The sequence below is a fragment of the Nocardia sp. CA-151230 genome (assembly GCF_050942175.1).
In the GTDB taxonomy this organism is placed as follows: Bacteria; Actinomycetota; Actinomycetes; order Mycobacteriales; family Mycobacteriaceae; genus Nocardia.
In genome coordinates this window covers 4,963,469-4,979,907 of the sequence record NZ_CP192061.1, presented here as the reverse complement: position 1 = coordinate 4,979,907, position 16,439 = coordinate 4,963,469, and the positions used below count along the sequence as shown (strand labels likewise).

Genomic DNA, 16,439 nt, shown 5'->3' with positions numbered 1-16,439 from the left:
ACGGCGGCCGCCCGGAGAGGGCGACCGCCGTGGGTTCCGCGGATCGAACCGGATCAGACGCCCGCGGGCACATTCTTGGCGCGGCTCTTCACCTGGAAGGCCGAGACCACCTCGAAGACGCCGATGGCGATCAGCCAGCAGCCGACCACCACGACCAGCGCCGTGATCGAGCGGAACGGCTCGACGATCAGCAGACCACCACCGACGATGAGCAGGATGCCGAACAGGATCTGCCAGCCCCGGCCCGGGAGGGCGGCATCGGACATCGCGGCCACCAGCACCGCGGTGCCACGGAAGATCCAGGTGATGCCGATCCACAGGGCCAGCAGGCCGATGGCCTGGAACTCGTTGCGGAAGCAGAAGAAGCCCAGGATGAACGACAGGATGGCGGTAATGAAGGACAGCACCCGCATCCAGGTGCTGATGTGCATTCCGAAGGCCGCGATCAGCTGGAAAACACCGGACACGAGCAGGTAGATGCCGAACAGGACACCGGCGACGACCAGGGTGGGTCCGGGCCACACCAGCACCAGGATGCCCAGCACCACCGAGAGAAGGCCGGTGACCAGGATCGACTGCCACGCGCTGCGGGCCAGTGCATGGACCGGCCCTTCGTAAACTCCCTCTTTGCTGGTTGTCATGTTCAGCAGAATATGACCCGTTCGGGCCGTTTGCGATCAATTAGCCAAGTGTTGCGCGGCTGTGACATGACTCATTCGTCGTCGGCGCTGAGGCGCGCGATGCGCCGCACCCAGCGAATGTCGGCCCGCCAGGTGTATCCGGCGACCAGCAATGAACCGACGACTGCGGCATTGAGCATCGAGGAACCGTTCACCACCAGCGACACCAGGCCACCGATGAGCGCGCCCGTGCTGAACGAAACATATTGCGTCGCATAGCCGAGCCAGTCACGGACAGTGCCGCCGCCGAAGACGTGTCGCTCGACGCCCTGCGCGAGTTTCACCAAGGTGCCGGTGATGTAGCTGACCGGAATGGAGACCTCGCCGTTCTTGACGAAGGAGGTGTTGAGCGAGCCCATGCCGAAGGCGACGAACAGGATCGGGACCAGGCCGATGCCACGCTCGCCGAGCAGGGCGTCCACGATGGCCGCCAGCAGCAGCGCGCCGGTGGTGAGCATGGTCGCGCCGTGCGGATGGTTGGTCCACCAGTACCGGCGGCAGATCGAGGCGATGAAGACGCCGGCCAGGAAGCAGATGATGATCGCGGCCGCGCCGCCGGCCAGGGTCGGGTCGCCGGCGAAGTTGCCGAGAATCGAGCGTTCCGTATTGCCGGTCATGAAGGTGACGAAATAGCCCTCCGAGTGAGCGTACGCGGCAGCGCCGATGAATCCCGCCAGCATTGACAGCACCGCGGACAGCCGCATCTCGAGATCCCAGAAGGGCTCGTGGGGTTGCTTGCCGGTCGCAGTCACAGCAACAGGCTAGCAATCCGAGACATGCCGCCCCGGAGGCGAAGATTCGCGCCGGTGACGCCCGCACCGCCGGTGCGGTACAGTGCGTATGTTAACCAGTATTCGCAGCTGGAATGTCCATTGGGAACGAGGAGAAGTCATGACCTCCGCCGTCATCGTCGACGCTGTCCGCACCCCCTCCGGGAAGGGGAAAACCGGTGGCGGCCTGTCGGAAGTGCATCCGGCGACACTGCTCTCGGGCGTGCTGGGCAACCTGGTCGAGCGCACCGGGATCGATCCCGCGCTGGTCGATGATGTGATCGGCGGTTGCGTCACCCAGAGCGGCGAGCAGGCCTTCAATATCTCCCGCACCGCGGTGCTGGCGGCAGGCTTCCCGGAAGCGGTCCCCGCCACAACGGTGGATCGGCAGTGCGGATCTTCACAGCAGGCCGCCCATTTCGCGGCGCAGGGCGTCATCGCGGGGGCCTACGACATCGCCATCGCCTGCGGCGTGGAATCCATGTCGCGGGTGCCGATGTTCTCCAACGCCCAGGGCCGCGACGCCAACCGCGGGCCGATCGCGCACCGGTACCCGGACGGGCTTGTGCAGCAGGGCATTTCCGCCGAGGTGATCTCCGCGCGCTGGAAGTTCGACCGGACCGCGCTCGACGAATTCGGGGCGCGCTCGCACCGATTGGCCGCCGCCACCGCGGCATCCGGAGGCTTCGACAACGAACTGGTCCCGGCGGGATCGCTCACCGCCGACGAGACCATCCGCCCCAGTACCACCGTCGGGGGCTTGGCCGGGCTGAAGCCCGCCTTCGTGGACGCCGAATTCAAGGCCCGGTTCCCCGAAATCGAATGGTCCATCACCCCCGGCAACTCCTCACCCCTCACCGACGGCGCGTCGGCGGCGCTCATCATGAGCGAGGAGAAGGCCGCCCAGCTCGGCCTGAAGCCGCGCGCCCGCTTCCACTCCTTCGCGGTCACCGGTGACGACCCGCTGCTCATGCTCACCGCCGTCATCCCGGCCACCCGCAAGGTGCTGGCGCGAGCGGGACTGTCCATCAACGACATCGACGTCTACGAGGTGAACGAGGCGTTCGCACCCGTGCCGCTGGTCTGGGCACACGAGCTCGGCGCCGACCCGGCCAAGCTCAACCCGCGCGGCGGCGCCATCGCCCTGGGCCACCCCCTCGGCGCCTCCGGAATCCGCATTCTCACCACCATGCTCAACCACCTCGAGCAGACCGGCGGCCGCTACGGCCTCATGACCATGTGCGAGGCGGGCGGCCTGGCCAACGCCACCATCATCGAGCGCCTCTGAGTTCGCGCCTCGCCTCGCGGGCGCGATCGGCGGCGACCGGGCCGAGGCCGACAGGGCAGGTGCCGCCCTCGTCGGCCCGGAGGCCTCGACGACGCGGCCCTTTCGCCGCCGCCCGCCAGCGCATCGGGTGCCCGCGCGCTGCACGCCGGATGGCTTCTCGGGCACGGGATATCGCCGGCACTGTCGCAGACCGGCCGTAGGCTGACGTCGGTCGCGCGGGCAGCGCGTGGGATGGGCGGAGGCGTTGTGAAGGTTTCGTGGGATCAGGTGTTCAGCTGGCGGGTCCAGCGGCAATTCGTGGATCCGCGGGCCAAGAGCGATGCCGTGGCCGTGGTCGAGCGGCTGTGCGGGGTGCAGGCTCAGGTGACGTCGGCGGCGGAAACCGCTGTGGCGCTGAGGCGTTCAGCCGGTGAGCCCGGTGCGGTGGTGGCGGCGCTGGGGGAGGGCGCGCTGATGAAGACGTGGGCGATGCGTGGCACGCTGCACGCGCTGACACCGGAGCAGGGGGCCGCGGCGTTGTCGCTCATGGCGTCGGCACGGACGTGGGAGAAGCCCGCGTGGACGAGGGCGTCCGGGGCGACACCCGACGATGTGGCGGCGCTGGTCGAGGCGGTCGGTGACATCCTCGACGGGCACGTGCTGACTCGCGACGAACTGGTCGCGGAGCTGATCGCCGAGCGGCGATTCCAGCCGCTGGAGGAGCATCTGCGCTCCGGCTGGGGTTCGATGCTGAAGCCCCTGGCCTGGCAGGGCGCGCTGTGCCACGGCCCGTCCCGCGGCACGTCGGTCACCTTCACCAATCCCGCGCACGTCATCCCCGGCTGGTCCGGCGTTCCCGACCCGGATGCCGCCGCGCCCACCATCATCCGCGCCTACCTCGGCGCCTACGGCCCCGCCACCCCGGAGATCTTCAATACCTGGCTGACTCGCGGCTTTCTGAGCAAACCGACTGTGCGCCGCTGGTTCTCGGACCTCGGCAACGAGCTGACGGAGATCGACGTCGAGGGCCGCCCCGGCTACTTTCTCACAGCCCACCTCGACGAACTCGCCGGGATCGAACCAACTTCCGCGGTCCACCTCCTCGGCCAGTTCGACCAGTACGTCCTGGGCCCCGGTACCGGCGACACCGCCCTCCTCCCCGGCGACCACCGCGCCAAGGTCAGCCGCACCGCCGGCTGGATCTCCCCACTCGTCCTGACCGGCGGCCGGATCACCGGAACCTGGGACCTCGACAAGGGCGACCTGACCGTCTCCATGTTCGACGGCGCACCCATCCCCACTGCCCAGATCACCGCTGAACTACCCCGCATCGCCAAGGCCACCGGCCAGCCCGCCACGACAGTTCGCGCAGCCTGAACCTGCAGCGCGCGACACCCGATGGGGCCGACCTCACCGATGCCGACCTCATTTCGGCGCATCTACGCGGCCGAAACGCAGTGCGGTGCGGCAACTCCTTCGTGACCATCCATGCGGATGGGAAGGAGCGGCGTGCCTCCGCTGTCGAACGCAGGACTTTCGAGGCGAAGCCGACAGGAGACCATGCCCGCGGGTGCGCAGGTCGATGACGATTCGCGCCGGCCGGACGGATTCGTACCTCAGTTGCTGCCGGGCAGCAACGACGGGTCGTGAGCTCCCGGGCCCAGCTGCGGCCGTAGGTCCTTGACGGTGAGGTGATCGCCGCATTCCGAGCAGACGGGCTGGACGATCATGACGTGGCCGCAGGCCTTGTGGACGGATTCGATCGGGGGGCCGGCGGGGGCGGCCCATTCGTCACCCCATTGGCGCATGGCGGCCAGGATCGTCCACAGGGAGCGGCCCTTGTCGGTGAGCCGGTAGTCGTAGCGGACCGGGTTGTCCTGGTAGGGGGTCTTGTCCAGGATGCCTTGGGCGACAAGGTGTTCCAGACGCTGGGTGAGGACATTTCGGGCGATGCCGAGGCGGGAGCGGAAGTCGTCGAAGCGGGTGATGCCGAAGAGGGCGTCACGGACGATGAGCAGGGTCCACCATTCGCCCACCACCTCCAGGCACTGGGCGATGGAGCAGTTCATGTCCTCGAAGCTGGTTCGCCGCATGACCCCAGCATAGTCGGTTGCTTGAAGAGACTCACTGGCCTATGGTCCGTCTCATGAAGAAACTCACTCGGGCCGACGGCCGGACATATGGGGGAGAACGATGAACACCGTTGTCATGCAGGAGGAACGGCGGGCCGTCGACCCGCGGGTGGTGCTCGGGATCGTCGCGGTGGCGGTGCTGCTGTCCAGCCTGGACCTGTTCATCGTCAATGTGGCGCTGCCGCGGATCGCGCAGGATTTCTCCGGAGCCCGGATCGCGGGACTGTCGTGGGTCCTCAACGCCTATTCGATCGTGTTCGCGGCGCTGCTGGTTCCCGCCGGACGTCTGGGTGACCGGAACGGGAACAAGACCGCGTTCCTGACCGGACTGAGCGTATTCGTGCTGGGGTCGGCGCTGTGCGCGGTGGCCTGGAATACCGGTGCGCTGGTGGCCTTCCGGGTCCTGCAGGCGGCGGGAGCGGCGTTGCTGACACCGTCCTCGCTGGGCCTGCTGCTGGCCGCGACACCGGCCGAGCGGCGGGCGACGGCGGTGCGGCTGTGGGTGGCGTTCGGCGGTCTGGGTGCGGCGCTGGGGCCGGTGATCGGCGGACTGCTGGTCGAACTGCATTGGCGCTGGGTGTTCCTGGTGAACGTGCCGTTGGGGATCATCGCGCTGGCGCTGGGGGCGCGGCTGTTGCCACGGCCGAACGGCACGGGCGGATCGATGCCGGACGGAGTCGGCGCGCTGATGTTGATCGGTTCGGTGGCGTCGCTGATTCTGGCCGTCGTCAAGGGCGAGGACTGGGGATGGGGATCGCCCGGTGTCGTCGGTGCGTTCGCGGCGACCGTTGTGTTCGCGGCGATGTTCGTGGTCTCGTCGCGTCGCCATCACAGTCCCGTCATCGATCAGGGACTGCTGCGCGTGCCGAATTTCGCGCTCATGCTCGGCAATTCGCTGCTGTTCAATATCGCGTTCGCGGGGATGCTGCTGTCGGCGGTGCTGTGGATGCAGAACGTATGGGGGTGGTCGGCCTTGCAGACCGGGCTGGGCATCGCGCCCGGGCCGCTGATCGTGCCGCTGGTGGCGGTGTCGGCGGGCCGGCTGATCGCCCGGATCGGTGTCGGGCCGGTGCTCGCGCTCGGCGGGGTGGCGTTCGCGGCCGGAATCGTCTGGTGGGCGCAGGCGATCACGCTGCAGCCGGACTATCCGGCCGGGCTGCTCGGCGGCATGCTGGTGACCGGTCTGGGCGTGGGCCTGACCATGCCGACCAGTGTCGCGGCGGGGACCGCGGGGCTGCCGCCACAGCAGTTCGCGACGGGGTCGGCGGTACTGAGTATGGCGCGCCAGCTCGGAATGGCCGTGGGTGTGGCCGTCCTGGTGGCGGTACTGGGTACGCCCGCCGGAGCGCAGGCGACTCTCGACGCCTTCCAGCACGGTTGGTACGTGATCGCCGGCGCTTCGGTGGCCGCGGGCGTGCTGGGCCTGGCAGCGCGATTGCCGAAGGCCGCGTCGGTATCCGGGTAGATTCTCAGGGACCGACTCAGGGGTTGTCCGGATGTCCCGGTCGGCGACCGTCCCTACCGTCGAGATATGCGAATCGGGCTGACGGTGACAGTGCTGGCGCTGGTGGGGGCCACAGGATGCGGGACTGTGACCACCTCGGTGCCGCAGCCGGTCTCCACCACCCCGATGGCGGTGTCGCCCAAGCGAGTCGAGCGGATTCGCGACGACATCGACGGGCTGGTGCGGGCCGGGACCACCGGGGTCATCGCGACCCTCACCGAGAACGGGCAGACCATCACCCTCACCGCCGGGGTCGGGGACCGCACCAGCCGGGCGCCGATTCCGATGGCCCCGCCGCAGCAGGTGCGCGTCGGCAGCATCTCCAAAACCTTTGCGGCGGCACTCATCATGCAATTGGTGTCGGAGGGGAAGGTGCGGCTCGACGAACCTGTCGACACCTATCTGCCCGGGCTCCTCAGGGGCAATGGCGTGGACGGGCGCCTCATCACGGTGCGCCAGATCCTCCAGCACCGCAGCGGACTGCCCGAACTCTCCGATGACCCCGAACTCGACGAGGTGCGCGCCGCGGCCGAGGGCCGCACCTTCACTCCCGCCGAGGAGATCGCGATCGCGCTGCGCCGCCCCGCGCAGTTCGCGCCGGGGGACCGGTTCAAGTGCACCAATACCAACTTCATCGTCGCGGGCATGCTGGTCGAGAAGGTGACGGGCAGACCGTATTCCGACGAGCTCGCCGGCCGCATCACCACCCCGAATCGGCTCGCCGACACCTACCTGCCCGGTCCGGGCGAGACCGGCTTCCGCGGCCCGCACCCGCAGGGCTACACCCTCGTCGGCGGCGTCCCGACCGACGTCACCCGCTCCGAGCCGTCGGTCGGGTGGTCGGCAGGCGGACTGATCTCCACCGGCAACGACCTGAACCGCTTCTTCATGGCCCTGCTCGCCGGGAAGATCGTCGCCGACGGACAGCTGCACGACATGCTCACGATCCCGCCCCGCACCTCGGACACCGCCCTCGATTACGGCCTCGGCATCGGTGCGATCGGACTGTCCTGCGGCGCACAATACTTCGGCCACGTCGGCGAAATCGCGGGCTACCTCACGATCTCGGGCGCCACCACAGAGGGCCGCGCGGTGACCATAGCCATGAACGACTCCCCGGACACCGAGCCGGACATCACCGGTCTGCTCGGCGACGCCCTGTGTCCGTAACCGTCAGAACTGCCCGGCGAGAAACCCGCTGAACAGCACCAGGAATCCACCGACCTCACCCACGATCAGCAACGCCATCGCGATTCGCAGCCCGAGCTTGTCCGTCTGCCCATGAAACTGATTCGTGGTATCCCGCCGCCACCCGTGATAGATGTACGCCGCGATCGCCGCGACGAAGAAGAGCAGCACTACCGCATCGGCGCTCAGATTCACCGCCGTCGACCAGGCACTCAACTCGGTGAACCCCGCGAGCAGCAACGCCGCGAACGAGTACAGCAGCGTGGCCCTGTGCGCGATATCCACATACACATGCGCAGTCGCATCCGGAGAAGCACTGACCTGCTGGTACTTCCACACCCCGAGCAGCAACGCCAAAATGAACAGCAACCCCGCCGCCGCCAACGTAACCCGAGTATCGATCCCGAGCCCGATACTCACCGCCGCCGCCTCGACCTGCCCCGCCATCTGTCCCCTCCACCACGCGCGCATATCCGGCCAGGACTATAACGCGCCGCCCTATGACCCGACAGTCATCAGCTGAGCATGGGGTCCGAGCATCTCCAGGGTTCCGAGGTCCGGCGCGTACGATGACCATGCCCTGACATCCCGTTTCGAGTGAGGTTGCCAGTGACCGAATTGCCCGTGTGGGCCGACGACCCCGGGGCGCTGGAGCTCACCGAGGAGCGTTACGACGAGCTCCCGGATGCCCTGCGCAAGCTGATCGAAGTCATCGACGGGAACGTCATCCGCTGCCAGAGCGGCAGTGCGGAACACAGCGATGTCGCTCGGCGGCTCGCCAATCATCTCGAAGCGACGAAGCCCGACGACCCCTGCATGCGGGTGTCGACCGATGTCGACGTCCACTTCACCCGGAGGAAGCGGCGCGACGGGGCCTTCTCGTTCCGTCGCCCCGACGTGACGGTGTACCGCTGCGTCGAACGGGGCACCAAACTCACCACCGCCGATGCCTTACTGGTCGTCGAAGTCGTATCGCCCGGTTCCGGGTACACCGATACCGTCGACAAGCTTGCTGAATACGCCTACGAGGGGATTGCGGTCTATCTGATCGTCTATCTGGACTCCAGCCTCTACGTGAAGATGATCCAGGAGTACCGGCTCGACTGGGCCGCGCGGACTTATCGGCTCGCCGAAACCCATGAAGACGCGTTGCTGCTGGAGAGCCCTTATTCGGCGGTCGTTCCATTCAGTCGATTGGATGGCTGACGTGCGCTGTGGTTCTCGACGATCAGCGTGGGTGAAGCTCGGCGGCCAACCGGAGTAGTTCAGGGACGTGGGAGCCGTCGGTGGCTGCCAGGCGGATGGCCTCGGCGAGGGGGAAGGCGCGGACTTCCAGGATTTGTTCTGCGTCATCGGGGTTGGTGGGGTGGCCGGTGAGGGTGACGTCGGCGGTGCACCAGAGCCAGGCTTTGTGGGGGTGGGGTTGCCAGGGACGGTAGGGCGTGGGGCGGTCGGTGGTGGCGTAGTGGGCGCCGAAGTGGTGGAGGGGGCCGGACAGTTCGGCGCCGGCCTCCTCGGCCAGTTCGCGGATTACGCAGGACTCGATGGATTCTCCGTCTTCGCGGGTGCCGCCGGGGAGGATCCAGAGGTTCCGGTCGTCGCGGCAGAGGACGACTCGGTCGCCGAGGAAGCAGACGACGTGGATGTTGGTGACCAGATCGTCGGGCGGGAGATCGGTGGAGAACTGGACGTCGAGGCCACCCCATTCCCACCGGGCGGGGGTGTGGAGCAGAGGGTAGCGGTCCGCGAGGGTCATGGTTCGACGGTACTGGGGGACGAGCGCAGTCGCTGGGGGCCGTATGTGATTGTGCGGAGCAGGAATTCGATGGGGCCGTAACGGTGGTGGCGGATCCAGCGGCGGGACAGGGACAGTTGGGTGGCGTAGATGGCGACGGCTGTGGCCAGGACCGTCCAGTCCGAAAGGTGGCCGGCCCAGGCGAAGCCGTAGCCGGTGAAGATCAGGGCAGTGATCACCGACTGGGTGATGTAGACGGTGGCGGCGAGCTTTCCGGCGGGGGCGAAGAGGTCGGCTGTTCCGGGATGGCGGTGGATGACTCGCAGGAGGGTCGCGGCGTACGCGGCGGCCAGCAGGGGTCCGGCGAGGACTGCGGGTCCGGCGAGCGGCATCCACTGCGTGATCGCGGACAGGACCGAAATCGGAAGTCCCACACCGAAGCCGATCCATTGCACTCGCGGCAGGAATTGCAGGTAGCGGTCCGGGGATTCGAGTAGTCGCGCCTTGCCCGCCGCGAAGCCGACCAGGAACAGCGGCAGCACATTGAACAGGCCGAACAGCAGGAAGGTCGGAAGCCGATCGGCGAAAACGTCCCAGCGCCAGACTGCGGCCCGGCCCCATCCGGCGCGGACGATATCGAGCAGCCGCTCGTGCTCGGCGGGATCGACGGTGTCGTGCCCGGCGGCGCTGATCACCGCGATCGCCAGTGCTCCAATGGCGTACAGGACCCCCGCCACCCACAGCGCGGCGCGCGGCCGCAGCCGGCTCGATGCCAGCAGAACCAGCCCGATCGCCCCGTATCCGAACAGCACGTCGCCGATGAAGAAGAACACCACGTGCACCAGCCCGATGGCCATGAGCGCCAGGCATCTTCGCACCGTGCGGTTCCGCCCGCTCACCCCGGCCCGTTGCGCCGACCGGAACTGCATGGTCAGCGCGTAGCCGAACAGGAACGAGAACAGCACATAGAACTTGTTGTGGAACAGCGCCTGCGACAAGGTCATCGCGGCACCGTCCGGGAACCCGGTCGGGTCCGACATGATCTCGATGTTGACCAGAAGGATTCCGCCGAGCGCGAATCCGCGCAGGGCGTCGAGTTCCCGCAGCCGGGGCACCACCACCATGGCCCGCTCGTCCGTCATGGGCCGACCGTAGGGTCGCGCCATCGCGCCCCGGATCACCCGTCAGGGTGAGAGGGCCATCCCTCCGCAGAGTGACGGCCCGCCCCACCGTCTAGAACTGGTTTCAGTATTGTTCCCTCATGGCCTTCGTCATCGACAAAAGCGTGGAGATCGACGCGCCCGCCGAGCTGGTCTGGCAGGTGCTCACCGATGTGGACAAGTACGGGGAATGGAATCCCTTCTGCCTGGAGTGCAAGACCACCCTCGAACCGGGGTCGCCGATCGATATGAAGGTGCGGCTGGTCGGGCCGAAGCCCAAGCAGCAGCGCGAGTTCATCCGTTCCCACACACCGGGTAAGGAATTCAGCTACAACATGAAGCCCGCGCCGCTGGGCCTGCTCAGCAGCGAGCGCTCGCACACCCTGACCCCGCTGGCGGAGGGCCGCACCCGCTACTTCTCGCACTTCCAGCTCAACGGGCCGCTGGCCCCGGTGGTCGCCGGCCTGCTGGGCGGCGCGCTGACCACCGGGTTCGAGGGCATGACCGACGCCGTCAAGACGCGGGCCGAGGCCCTGAAAGCCGTGCGCGACTAGCGCTCACGCCTCGAACGGCAGCACATTGCCGGCGGCGTCGCGGCCACCGCTCTCGTTCTCGATGGCGGTGGCCAGCTCGTGCACGCTGGTCCAGCTGCGTGGTTCCTCGTCCTCCAGATTGCCGATGGTGTACCAGGTCGCGGTGCCGCGATAGCGCACCAGCCCGTGGCCCGAATAATCCAGCGTCACATCGAGATCCCCGGAGACCGTTCCCTCTTCCCGGGTCATGACGGCTGCCTCGCTGCGGATTTCGACGACGGCGACTATGTGAACTCTCCCTTGCTGACACAGTCCTTCACCGCGGTCTGCAGTGCGGTCTGCTCCTTGGTATCGACGTTCAATCCGTACTTTACTTTCACCTGGATGTAGTGCCCGATATAGGCGCACCGGAAATTCCCGGGCGGCAGATAACTGGACGGATCCTGGTCGCCCTTGGAGCGGTTGGCGGTCGGATCGGAAATCACCAGGTTCAGTGCGTCATTGGCGATATGGCGCCGGGTGTCGTCGTCGAGGTTCGACGCGCCCGAACGCCACGCCTCGGCCAGCGCCACGATGTGGTCGATGTCCAGGGCCGACGAATCGGTGGTCCACTTGTAGGGCTTGAGGGCATTGGTCTTCTTGTCCATGACCCCGTACTGGTCGCGCCAGCCACCATTGGTGCCGACGCTCAGTTTGCAGCTGCTCGGATCGAGCTTCACCGGCCCGGTCGCATCGCGTAGAAGCACCACGTCACGAGTCGTGCAGCGACTGTATTGCACGAAGGCGTCGCCGAATCCATGTTCGGGCTTGTCGGTGTCCCAGTGCGGGAATCGGTCACGCGAGTAACCGGTCATCGGCAGTTCGTCGGCCACCCGGAGTTTTCCCAGCAGACTGCTGATCTCCTTGGCCGATCCCGCAGGTTGAGCACCGCGATCCGGAACCGGCGGGCCGCTCGCGTCCGATTTATCGGTGCCGACATGCTTTTCGAGGACGACGGCCACGATGGCCAGCACGATCACGAACAGCAGCGACACCGTCGCTTTCAAGACGCGGCGCAGAGTGGGGGAGGAACGGATCTTCGACGATGTCACCGCGCATCACCGCCCGCGGCGGCCGGGGACAGGGGCTTCGACAGGCGTGACGGCTTCGTGTTCAACATATCCCGCAAACCTTGACAATCAGCGACCCGAAACGGCAAGCCGCACGTGGGTTTCGGAGACCGGTGTCACACCGCGCCCCGAGAATCGGCGTCCGGAACCGGACTCGCGGCACACCCGCCGCAATTCCATGCTGAATCGCCCCGAGATCGAAAACAATGACGGTGCAGGGATTTCCGCTCGGCATCCTGCGCGTCGAGCGCGTCGCGCTAGATCTGATGCCACCAGGCTATGAAGAAGGCCACGCCGCCCGCGCACATCGCGATGGCCACCGGTACCGGCCACCATGGCCCGCTGCGGCCCAGCAAACGCTGGGCGAGACGCTGTTCGAGCATTCCGAACCCGGCGATGAGCAGTACCCACAGGGGGAGTGGCAGCGCGCCCCCGGCACAATGCACCGCCCACGCGCCGGCCAATGTGGGCCCGCCCCAGGAGTGTTCGAAATCGTGCGCTGCCACCAGGGGATAGAAGATGCCGCGCACCGCGGCCAACACCATCAGGAAGGCCGCGAACCATGCGATCAGTCCGATCGCGACCGCCAGTACCGTGTGCCCGGCGGTCCGCCACGGTCCCGGTTCCCGCAGCTCGAACGGGACCCGGAACACTCGCCGCACCACCCGCGCCCGAACCCCCGTGGGCGCGAAGGCGACCGGCACCGAGAGCAGCGCGTAGTACGCGGCCCGCAGCACCCGCTCGAGCTTCCCCATGGGTACAACCCTAGCGCCGGCCGATCGTCCGACCCGGCAGCCCGTGACCTGGTACCCCACCGGCCGGATATGCGTCGGCGCGCCGGGCAGCCCCTACCCGACGCGCCGAATCGCCTGAGCGTCAGGCGGTATCGATGTCCTGAGAATCAGGCGTTGTTGAGCTTGTTCAGCCGCTCGCAGGACTCCAGGTACTCGGTGATGAGCCGCTGCACCACGTCGGCGGAGCGCTCCATCTTGTTCATCATGCCGACGACCTGGCCGACCGGGTTGAAGTTCACGTCCTTGGCCTGCTCCGGGTAGCGGTGGCCGCGCTTGACGCCGTCGAGGGCGACCATCATCTGCAGCGGCATGCCCAGCGGCTTCGGGTTCTCGGGCGCTTCCCACGCCTCGGTCCAGTCGTTCTTGAGCATGCGGCACGGCTTGCCGGTCCACGAGCGCGAGCGCACCGTGTCGGAGCTGGTGGCGTCGATGTAGGTCTGCATCTGCGCGGGCGGCACATTGGCCTCCTCGACGGTCAGCCACAGCGAACCGGTCCACGCACCGGCCGCGCCCATGGCCAGGGCGGCCGCGACCTGACGGCCATTGCCGATACCACCGGCCGCGAGCGCCGGCATATCGCCGATCGCGTCGATGACCTGCGGCCACAGCACCATCGAGGCGATCTCACCGCAGTGGCCGCCGCCCTCGGTGCCCTGCATGACCACGAAGTCCAGGCCGGCGTTCTTGTGGTTGAGTGCGTGCTTGACCGAACCGCACAGCGCGCCGATGAGGCGGCCGGAGTCCTGGATCTGCTTGATGACGTCGTCGGGCGGGGTGCCCAGCGCGTTCGCGACCAGCTTGGCCTTGGGGTGCTTCAGGATCACCTCGATCTGCGGGGCGACCGTGGTGGCGGTCCAGCCCAGCAGCTGGTTGTGGTGCTCCTCCGGCGGCAGGTGCGGTACGCCGTGATCGTTGAGGATCTTCTCGGCGAAGTCGCGGTGCCCCTGCGGAACCAGCTTGGCCAGTTGGGCTTCCAGCTCCTCGGGGCTCAGGCCCTCGACGCCCTTGCCCTCGTACTTGGAGGGGATGACCAGGTCCACGCCGTAGACGCCCTGCACGTGCTCGTCGAGCCACTGCAGCTCGACCTCGAGTTGTTCGGCGGTGAACCCGACCGCGCCGAGCACACCCAGACCGCCCGCATTGCTGACCGCGGCGGCCACGTCCCGGCAGTGGGTGAAGGCGAAGATGGGTACGTCGATGCCGAGGCGATCACAGATCTCGGTACGCATGGTGTGGTGGGCTCCTCTGAACTTTCCGGCACTGGAAATGTTGTGCCCACCACACTAGAACATGTTCTACATTCGGACCAGTCTCTCGATGCCTACCCGTAGGCCACTGTCAACAACATGTTCTAGTTGCCGGGAATGGTCAGCCGTGCGCGAGCAGACCGTCGGCGTGCAGATCATCGAAAAGGAGCTGGTCCACGGGCGGGACGTGCGGCCGATCGGCGTAGGTGAACCAGGCGATCTCGTCGATCTCACTACTGGCCGCGAGGGTGCCGGAGTACTCGGCGGTGTAGCAGGCCATGCGCACGACGGCGTCGGGAATCAGGGCCTCGTAGGTGCCGACGTGGGCGACGGTGTCCGGCGCGAGGTCGACCGTGAGCTCCTCGCGGATCTCGCGCACGAGGGTCTGCAGATCGGTCTCCGCGCCCTCGCGTTTGCCGCCGGGGATATAGAAGACGTCCTTGCCGCTCGGCCGCGCGCACAGGATGCGACCGTCCTCGATTCGCACCCAGGCCACCGTGTCGATCAGCCGCTGCTCCCGCTCCGTCTGCATGGGCGCAGCCTATCGGGCGTCAGTCCGCGGGCTCCCAGGCGGCGACGAGCTCGAGCAGGCCGGGGAAGCGGGCTTCGAGATCGTCGATGCGGACCTGGCTGCGGCGTTCGAGGCCGTACTGACGCTGGCGGGTGACACCGGCTTCGCGCAGCGCCTTGAAGTGGTGCGTCAGTGACGATTTCGGGCGGTCGATGCCGAACCACCCGCAGGAGTGGTCGTAGGCCTCGGATTCGAGCAGCAGTTTCTGGACGATGTGCAGCCGCAGTGGGTCGCTGAGCGCGCCCATGACGGTCTCGAGTCGCAGTTCGTCGAGTCCGGGTTCCGGCAACGGATCCGGCACGGCGGCCGGTTCCGCGGGGAGCGTGAACTTCGGCGCGGGGCGCTGCTGGGCCGGCATCGATGAACTCCTCACTGTCGGCGCTTGTACGACTTTGATCGTACAGCATGCTATGTTCGACTCCGTTCGTACTAGTTCGAGTCGATTCAAACTATGAGTGGAGGTAGTGGAAGTGGTTGCGACACAATCTCGTCCGGCACAGGCCGCGCGGCAGATCGATCCCGGAACCGCATCTCGCGTCGCCCCGACGTGGTGGATCTGGCTCGCGGCATGGCCGGTGACCGCGGTCTTCGTGCTCTCGAACGCGGCGACGCCGCTGTATGTGCTGTGGCAGCGCGACTTCGGGTTCTCCAAGGGCACGATGACCGTGGTCTTCGCGTTCTACATCGTCGGATTGCTCGGATCGCTGCTGGTCTCCGGCGTCGCCTCGGACCGGCTCGGCCGCAAGGCCGTGCTGATCCCGGCGCTGATCCTCGCGGCGGCCGCATGTCTGATCTTCGCCACCGCTCCCGGTGTGATCGCGCTGATGATCGCTCGCCTGCTGACCGGTATCGCGGTGGGCGCGGCGGTGTCGGCGGGCATGGCCGCCGTGACCGATGTCGCCGGACCCGAGCGCAAGCACCTGGGCGCGCTCTTCGCCTCGACGGCGATGGTCCTGGGCGCGGGCGTCGGCCCGCTGCTGTCCGGTGTCCTGTCCGAGACCGCCCCGGCCCCGACCGTCACCGTCTTCGTGGTCGAGATCGCATTGCTGGCAACAGCTTTCGTGACGGTGCTGCGGATGCCCGTCGGCCGTCCGGCACATCGGGGTGCGGGTTCATGGATCCGGGTGCCCCGGGTGCCCGATGCGAACCGCCGCCAGCTCTTCCTCGGTATCGCGGTGTTCGCGCCCGGAATCACGGCCACCTCCTTCGTACTGTCTCTCGGCCCGGCCCTGCTGTCCGGCCTGCTCGGCACCACGAGCCGAATCGTCGCCGGCGCCATGGCCTTCGCGATGTTCTCCACCGCCACCGCCGTCCAGTTCGCCGCCCGGTCCCTGCCGCGCCCGGCGACGATGGCGGTCTCCGCCGCCTCGACCGCCCTCGCGATGCTCGCCCTCGCGATCGCCGTCCACACCCAGTCGCCGACCTCTCTGATCGCCTCGGCGCTGCTCGCCGGGGCGGGTCAGGGCTTGGGCCAGCTGGGTGGGCTGTCGCTGCTCAACCACGCCGTCCCGGCCGCCCGATTGGCAGAAGCCAACGCGGCGTTCAATATCGGCGGATACATCCCCGCCGGCCTGCTGCCCGTCGGCACCGGGTACCTGAGCGACGTCGTCGGACTCTCGACCGGAGCGACGACCTTCGCGCTGACCCTGCTGGCACTCTCGGCGTCGGCCGCTGCCGCGATCCTGCGCAATCGCCCCGCCCTCACTCCCGCCTGACTCGCCGGCACGCCTTGGTGCAGCACCGTTTCCG

General features: G+C 67.5%; 19 protein-coding genes. 7 read left to right on the top strand and 12 right to left on the bottom strand.

Annotated elements, in window-relative coordinates; all coding sequences use genetic code 11:
* Positions 1 to 53: 53 nt before the first annotated feature.
* Both ACQP1O_RS23625 and ACQP1O_RS23620 read right to left on the bottom strand, forming a co-directional pair.
* The gene (locus ACQP1O_RS23625; RefSeq protein ID WP_433560664.1) at positions 54 to 641 is read right to left on the bottom strand and encodes an HdeD family acid-resistance protein; all 588 of its coding nucleotides are present in this window, start codon (positions 639 to 641) and stop codon (positions 54 to 56) included.
* Between the two features lie 71 nt (positions 642 to 712).
* Positions 713 to 1,384: a YoaK family protein gene (locus tag ACQP1O_RS23620; protein WP_433567765.1), complete on the bottom strand. Its 672-nt coding sequence runs from the start codon at positions 1,382 to 1,384 to the stop codon at positions 713 to 715.
* 187 nt (positions 1,385 to 1,571) lie between these two features.
* Between ACQP1O_RS23620 and ACQP1O_RS23615 the strand changes: the two genes are divergently transcribed.
* Both ACQP1O_RS23615 and ACQP1O_RS23610 read left to right on the top strand, forming a co-directional pair.
* Positions 1,572 to 2,738, top strand: coding sequence for a thiolase family protein (locus ACQP1O_RS23615; protein WP_433560663.1), 1,167 nt, complete (start codon positions 1,572 to 1,574; stop codon positions 2,736 to 2,738).
* A gap of 246 nt (positions 2,739 to 2,984) precedes the next feature.
* The gene (locus ACQP1O_RS23610) at positions 2,985 to 4,094 is read left to right on the top strand and encodes a winged helix DNA-binding domain-containing protein (protein WP_433560662.1); all 1,110 of its coding nucleotides are present in this window, start codon (positions 2,985 to 2,987) and stop codon (positions 4,092 to 4,094) included.
* 239 nt (positions 4,095 to 4,333) lie between these two features.
* On the opposite strand, the gene ACQP1O_RS23605 is transcribed toward ACQP1O_RS23610, so the two are convergent.
* Positions 4,334 to 4,810 (bottom strand): winged helix-turn-helix transcriptional regulator, encoded by a 477-nt coding sequence (locus ACQP1O_RS23605; protein ID WP_433560661.1) that lies wholly within the window; start codon positions 4,808 to 4,810, stop codon positions 4,334 to 4,336.
* A gap of 100 nt (positions 4,811 to 4,910) precedes the next feature.
* Between ACQP1O_RS23605 and ACQP1O_RS23600 the strand changes: the two genes are divergently transcribed.
* Both ACQP1O_RS23600 and ACQP1O_RS23595 read left to right on the top strand, forming a co-directional pair.
* Entirely contained in the window at positions 4,911 to 6,314 is a 1,404-nt protein-coding gene (locus tag ACQP1O_RS23600) for an MFS transporter (RefSeq protein WP_433560660.1), read from the top strand.
* Positions 6,315 to 6,380: 66 nt separating this feature from the next.
* Positions 6,381 to 7,523, top strand: a complete 1,143-nt coding sequence (locus ACQP1O_RS23595; RefSeq protein ID WP_433560659.1) for a serine hydrolase domain-containing protein — start codon at positions 6,381 to 6,383, stop codon at positions 7,521 to 7,523.
* A gap of 3 nt (positions 7,524 to 7,526) precedes the next feature.
* Here ACQP1O_RS23595 and ACQP1O_RS23590 read toward each other — a convergent pair whose 3' ends face one another.
* Positions 7,527 to 7,988, bottom strand: coding sequence for a hypothetical protein (locus tag ACQP1O_RS23590; protein ID WP_433560658.1), 462 nt, complete (start codon positions 7,986 to 7,988; stop codon positions 7,527 to 7,529).
* Between the two features lie 162 nt (positions 7,989 to 8,150).
* Between ACQP1O_RS23590 and ACQP1O_RS23585 the strand changes: the two genes are divergently transcribed.
* Positions 8,151 to 8,747, top strand: coding sequence for a Uma2 family endonuclease (locus ACQP1O_RS23585; protein ID WP_433560657.1), 597 nt, complete (start codon positions 8,151 to 8,153; stop codon positions 8,745 to 8,747).
* Positions 8,748 to 8,769: 22 nt separating this feature from the next.
* On the opposite strand, the gene ACQP1O_RS23580 is transcribed toward ACQP1O_RS23585, so the two are convergent.
* The gene (locus tag ACQP1O_RS23580; RefSeq protein WP_433560656.1) at positions 8,770 to 9,297 is read right to left on the bottom strand and encodes an NUDIX hydrolase; all 528 of its coding nucleotides are present in this window, start codon (positions 9,295 to 9,297) and stop codon (positions 8,770 to 8,772) included.
* The gene (locus ACQP1O_RS23575) at positions 9,294 to 10,418 is read right to left on the bottom strand and encodes a DUF418 domain-containing protein (RefSeq protein WP_433560655.1); all 1,125 of its coding nucleotides are present in this window, start codon (positions 10,416 to 10,418) and stop codon (positions 9,294 to 9,296) included. Before ACQP1O_RS23575 ends, ACQP1O_RS23580 begins: the two co-directional genes overlap by 4 nt.
* Positions 10,419 to 10,537: 119 nt before the next feature.
* On the opposite strand from ACQP1O_RS23575, the gene ACQP1O_RS23570 reads away from it, so the two are divergent.
* Positions 10,538 to 10,990, top strand: a complete 453-nt coding sequence (locus ACQP1O_RS23570; RefSeq protein WP_433560654.1) for an SRPBCC family protein — start codon at positions 10,538 to 10,540, stop codon at positions 10,988 to 10,990.
* A 3-nt stretch (positions 10,991 to 10,993) separates the two neighbouring features.
* On the opposite strand, the gene ACQP1O_RS23565 is transcribed toward ACQP1O_RS23570, so the two are convergent.
* The 6 genes from ACQP1O_RS23565 to ACQP1O_RS23540 form a co-directional block, all read right to left on the bottom strand.
* Entirely contained in the window at positions 10,994 to 11,218 is a 225-nt protein-coding gene (locus ACQP1O_RS23565; protein ID WP_433560653.1) for a hypothetical protein, read from the bottom strand.
* 35 nt (positions 11,219 to 11,253) lie between these two features.
* Complete coding sequence (locus ACQP1O_RS23560) at positions 11,254 to 12,060, bottom strand: HNH endonuclease family protein (RefSeq protein WP_433560652.1); 807 nt, start codon at positions 12,058 to 12,060, stop codon at positions 11,254 to 11,256.
* Between the two features lie 275 nt (positions 12,061 to 12,335).
* Entirely contained in the window at positions 12,336 to 12,833 is a 498-nt protein-coding gene (locus ACQP1O_RS23555; protein WP_433560651.1) for a hypothetical protein, read from the bottom strand.
* Positions 12,834 to 12,979: 146 nt separating this feature from the next.
* Positions 12,980 to 14,101, bottom strand: coding sequence for an NAD(P)H-dependent flavin oxidoreductase (locus ACQP1O_RS23550; RefSeq protein ID WP_040857678.1), 1,122 nt, complete (start codon positions 14,099 to 14,101; stop codon positions 12,980 to 12,982).
* A 139-nt stretch (positions 14,102 to 14,240) separates the two neighbouring features.
* Positions 14,241 to 14,651 carry an NUDIX hydrolase gene (locus ACQP1O_RS23545; protein WP_433560650.1) on the bottom strand — a complete coding sequence of 137 codons (411 nt, stop codon included), beginning with the start codon at positions 14,649 to 14,651 and terminating at the stop codon, positions 14,241 to 14,243.
* Between the two features lie 19 nt (positions 14,652 to 14,670).
* Positions 14,671 to 15,048, bottom strand: coding sequence for an ArsR/SmtB family transcription factor (locus tag ACQP1O_RS23540; protein WP_433560649.1), 378 nt, complete (start codon positions 15,046 to 15,048; stop codon positions 14,671 to 14,673).
* A gap of 112 nt (positions 15,049 to 15,160) precedes the next feature.
* Here ACQP1O_RS23540 and ACQP1O_RS23535 point away from each other — a divergent pair, with 112 nt between their 5' ends.
* Complete coding sequence (locus ACQP1O_RS23535) at positions 15,161 to 16,405, top strand: MFS transporter (protein ID WP_433560648.1); 1,245 nt, start codon at positions 15,161 to 15,163, stop codon at positions 16,403 to 16,405.
* The last annotated feature ends 34 nt before the right edge of the window (positions 16,406 to 16,439 follow it).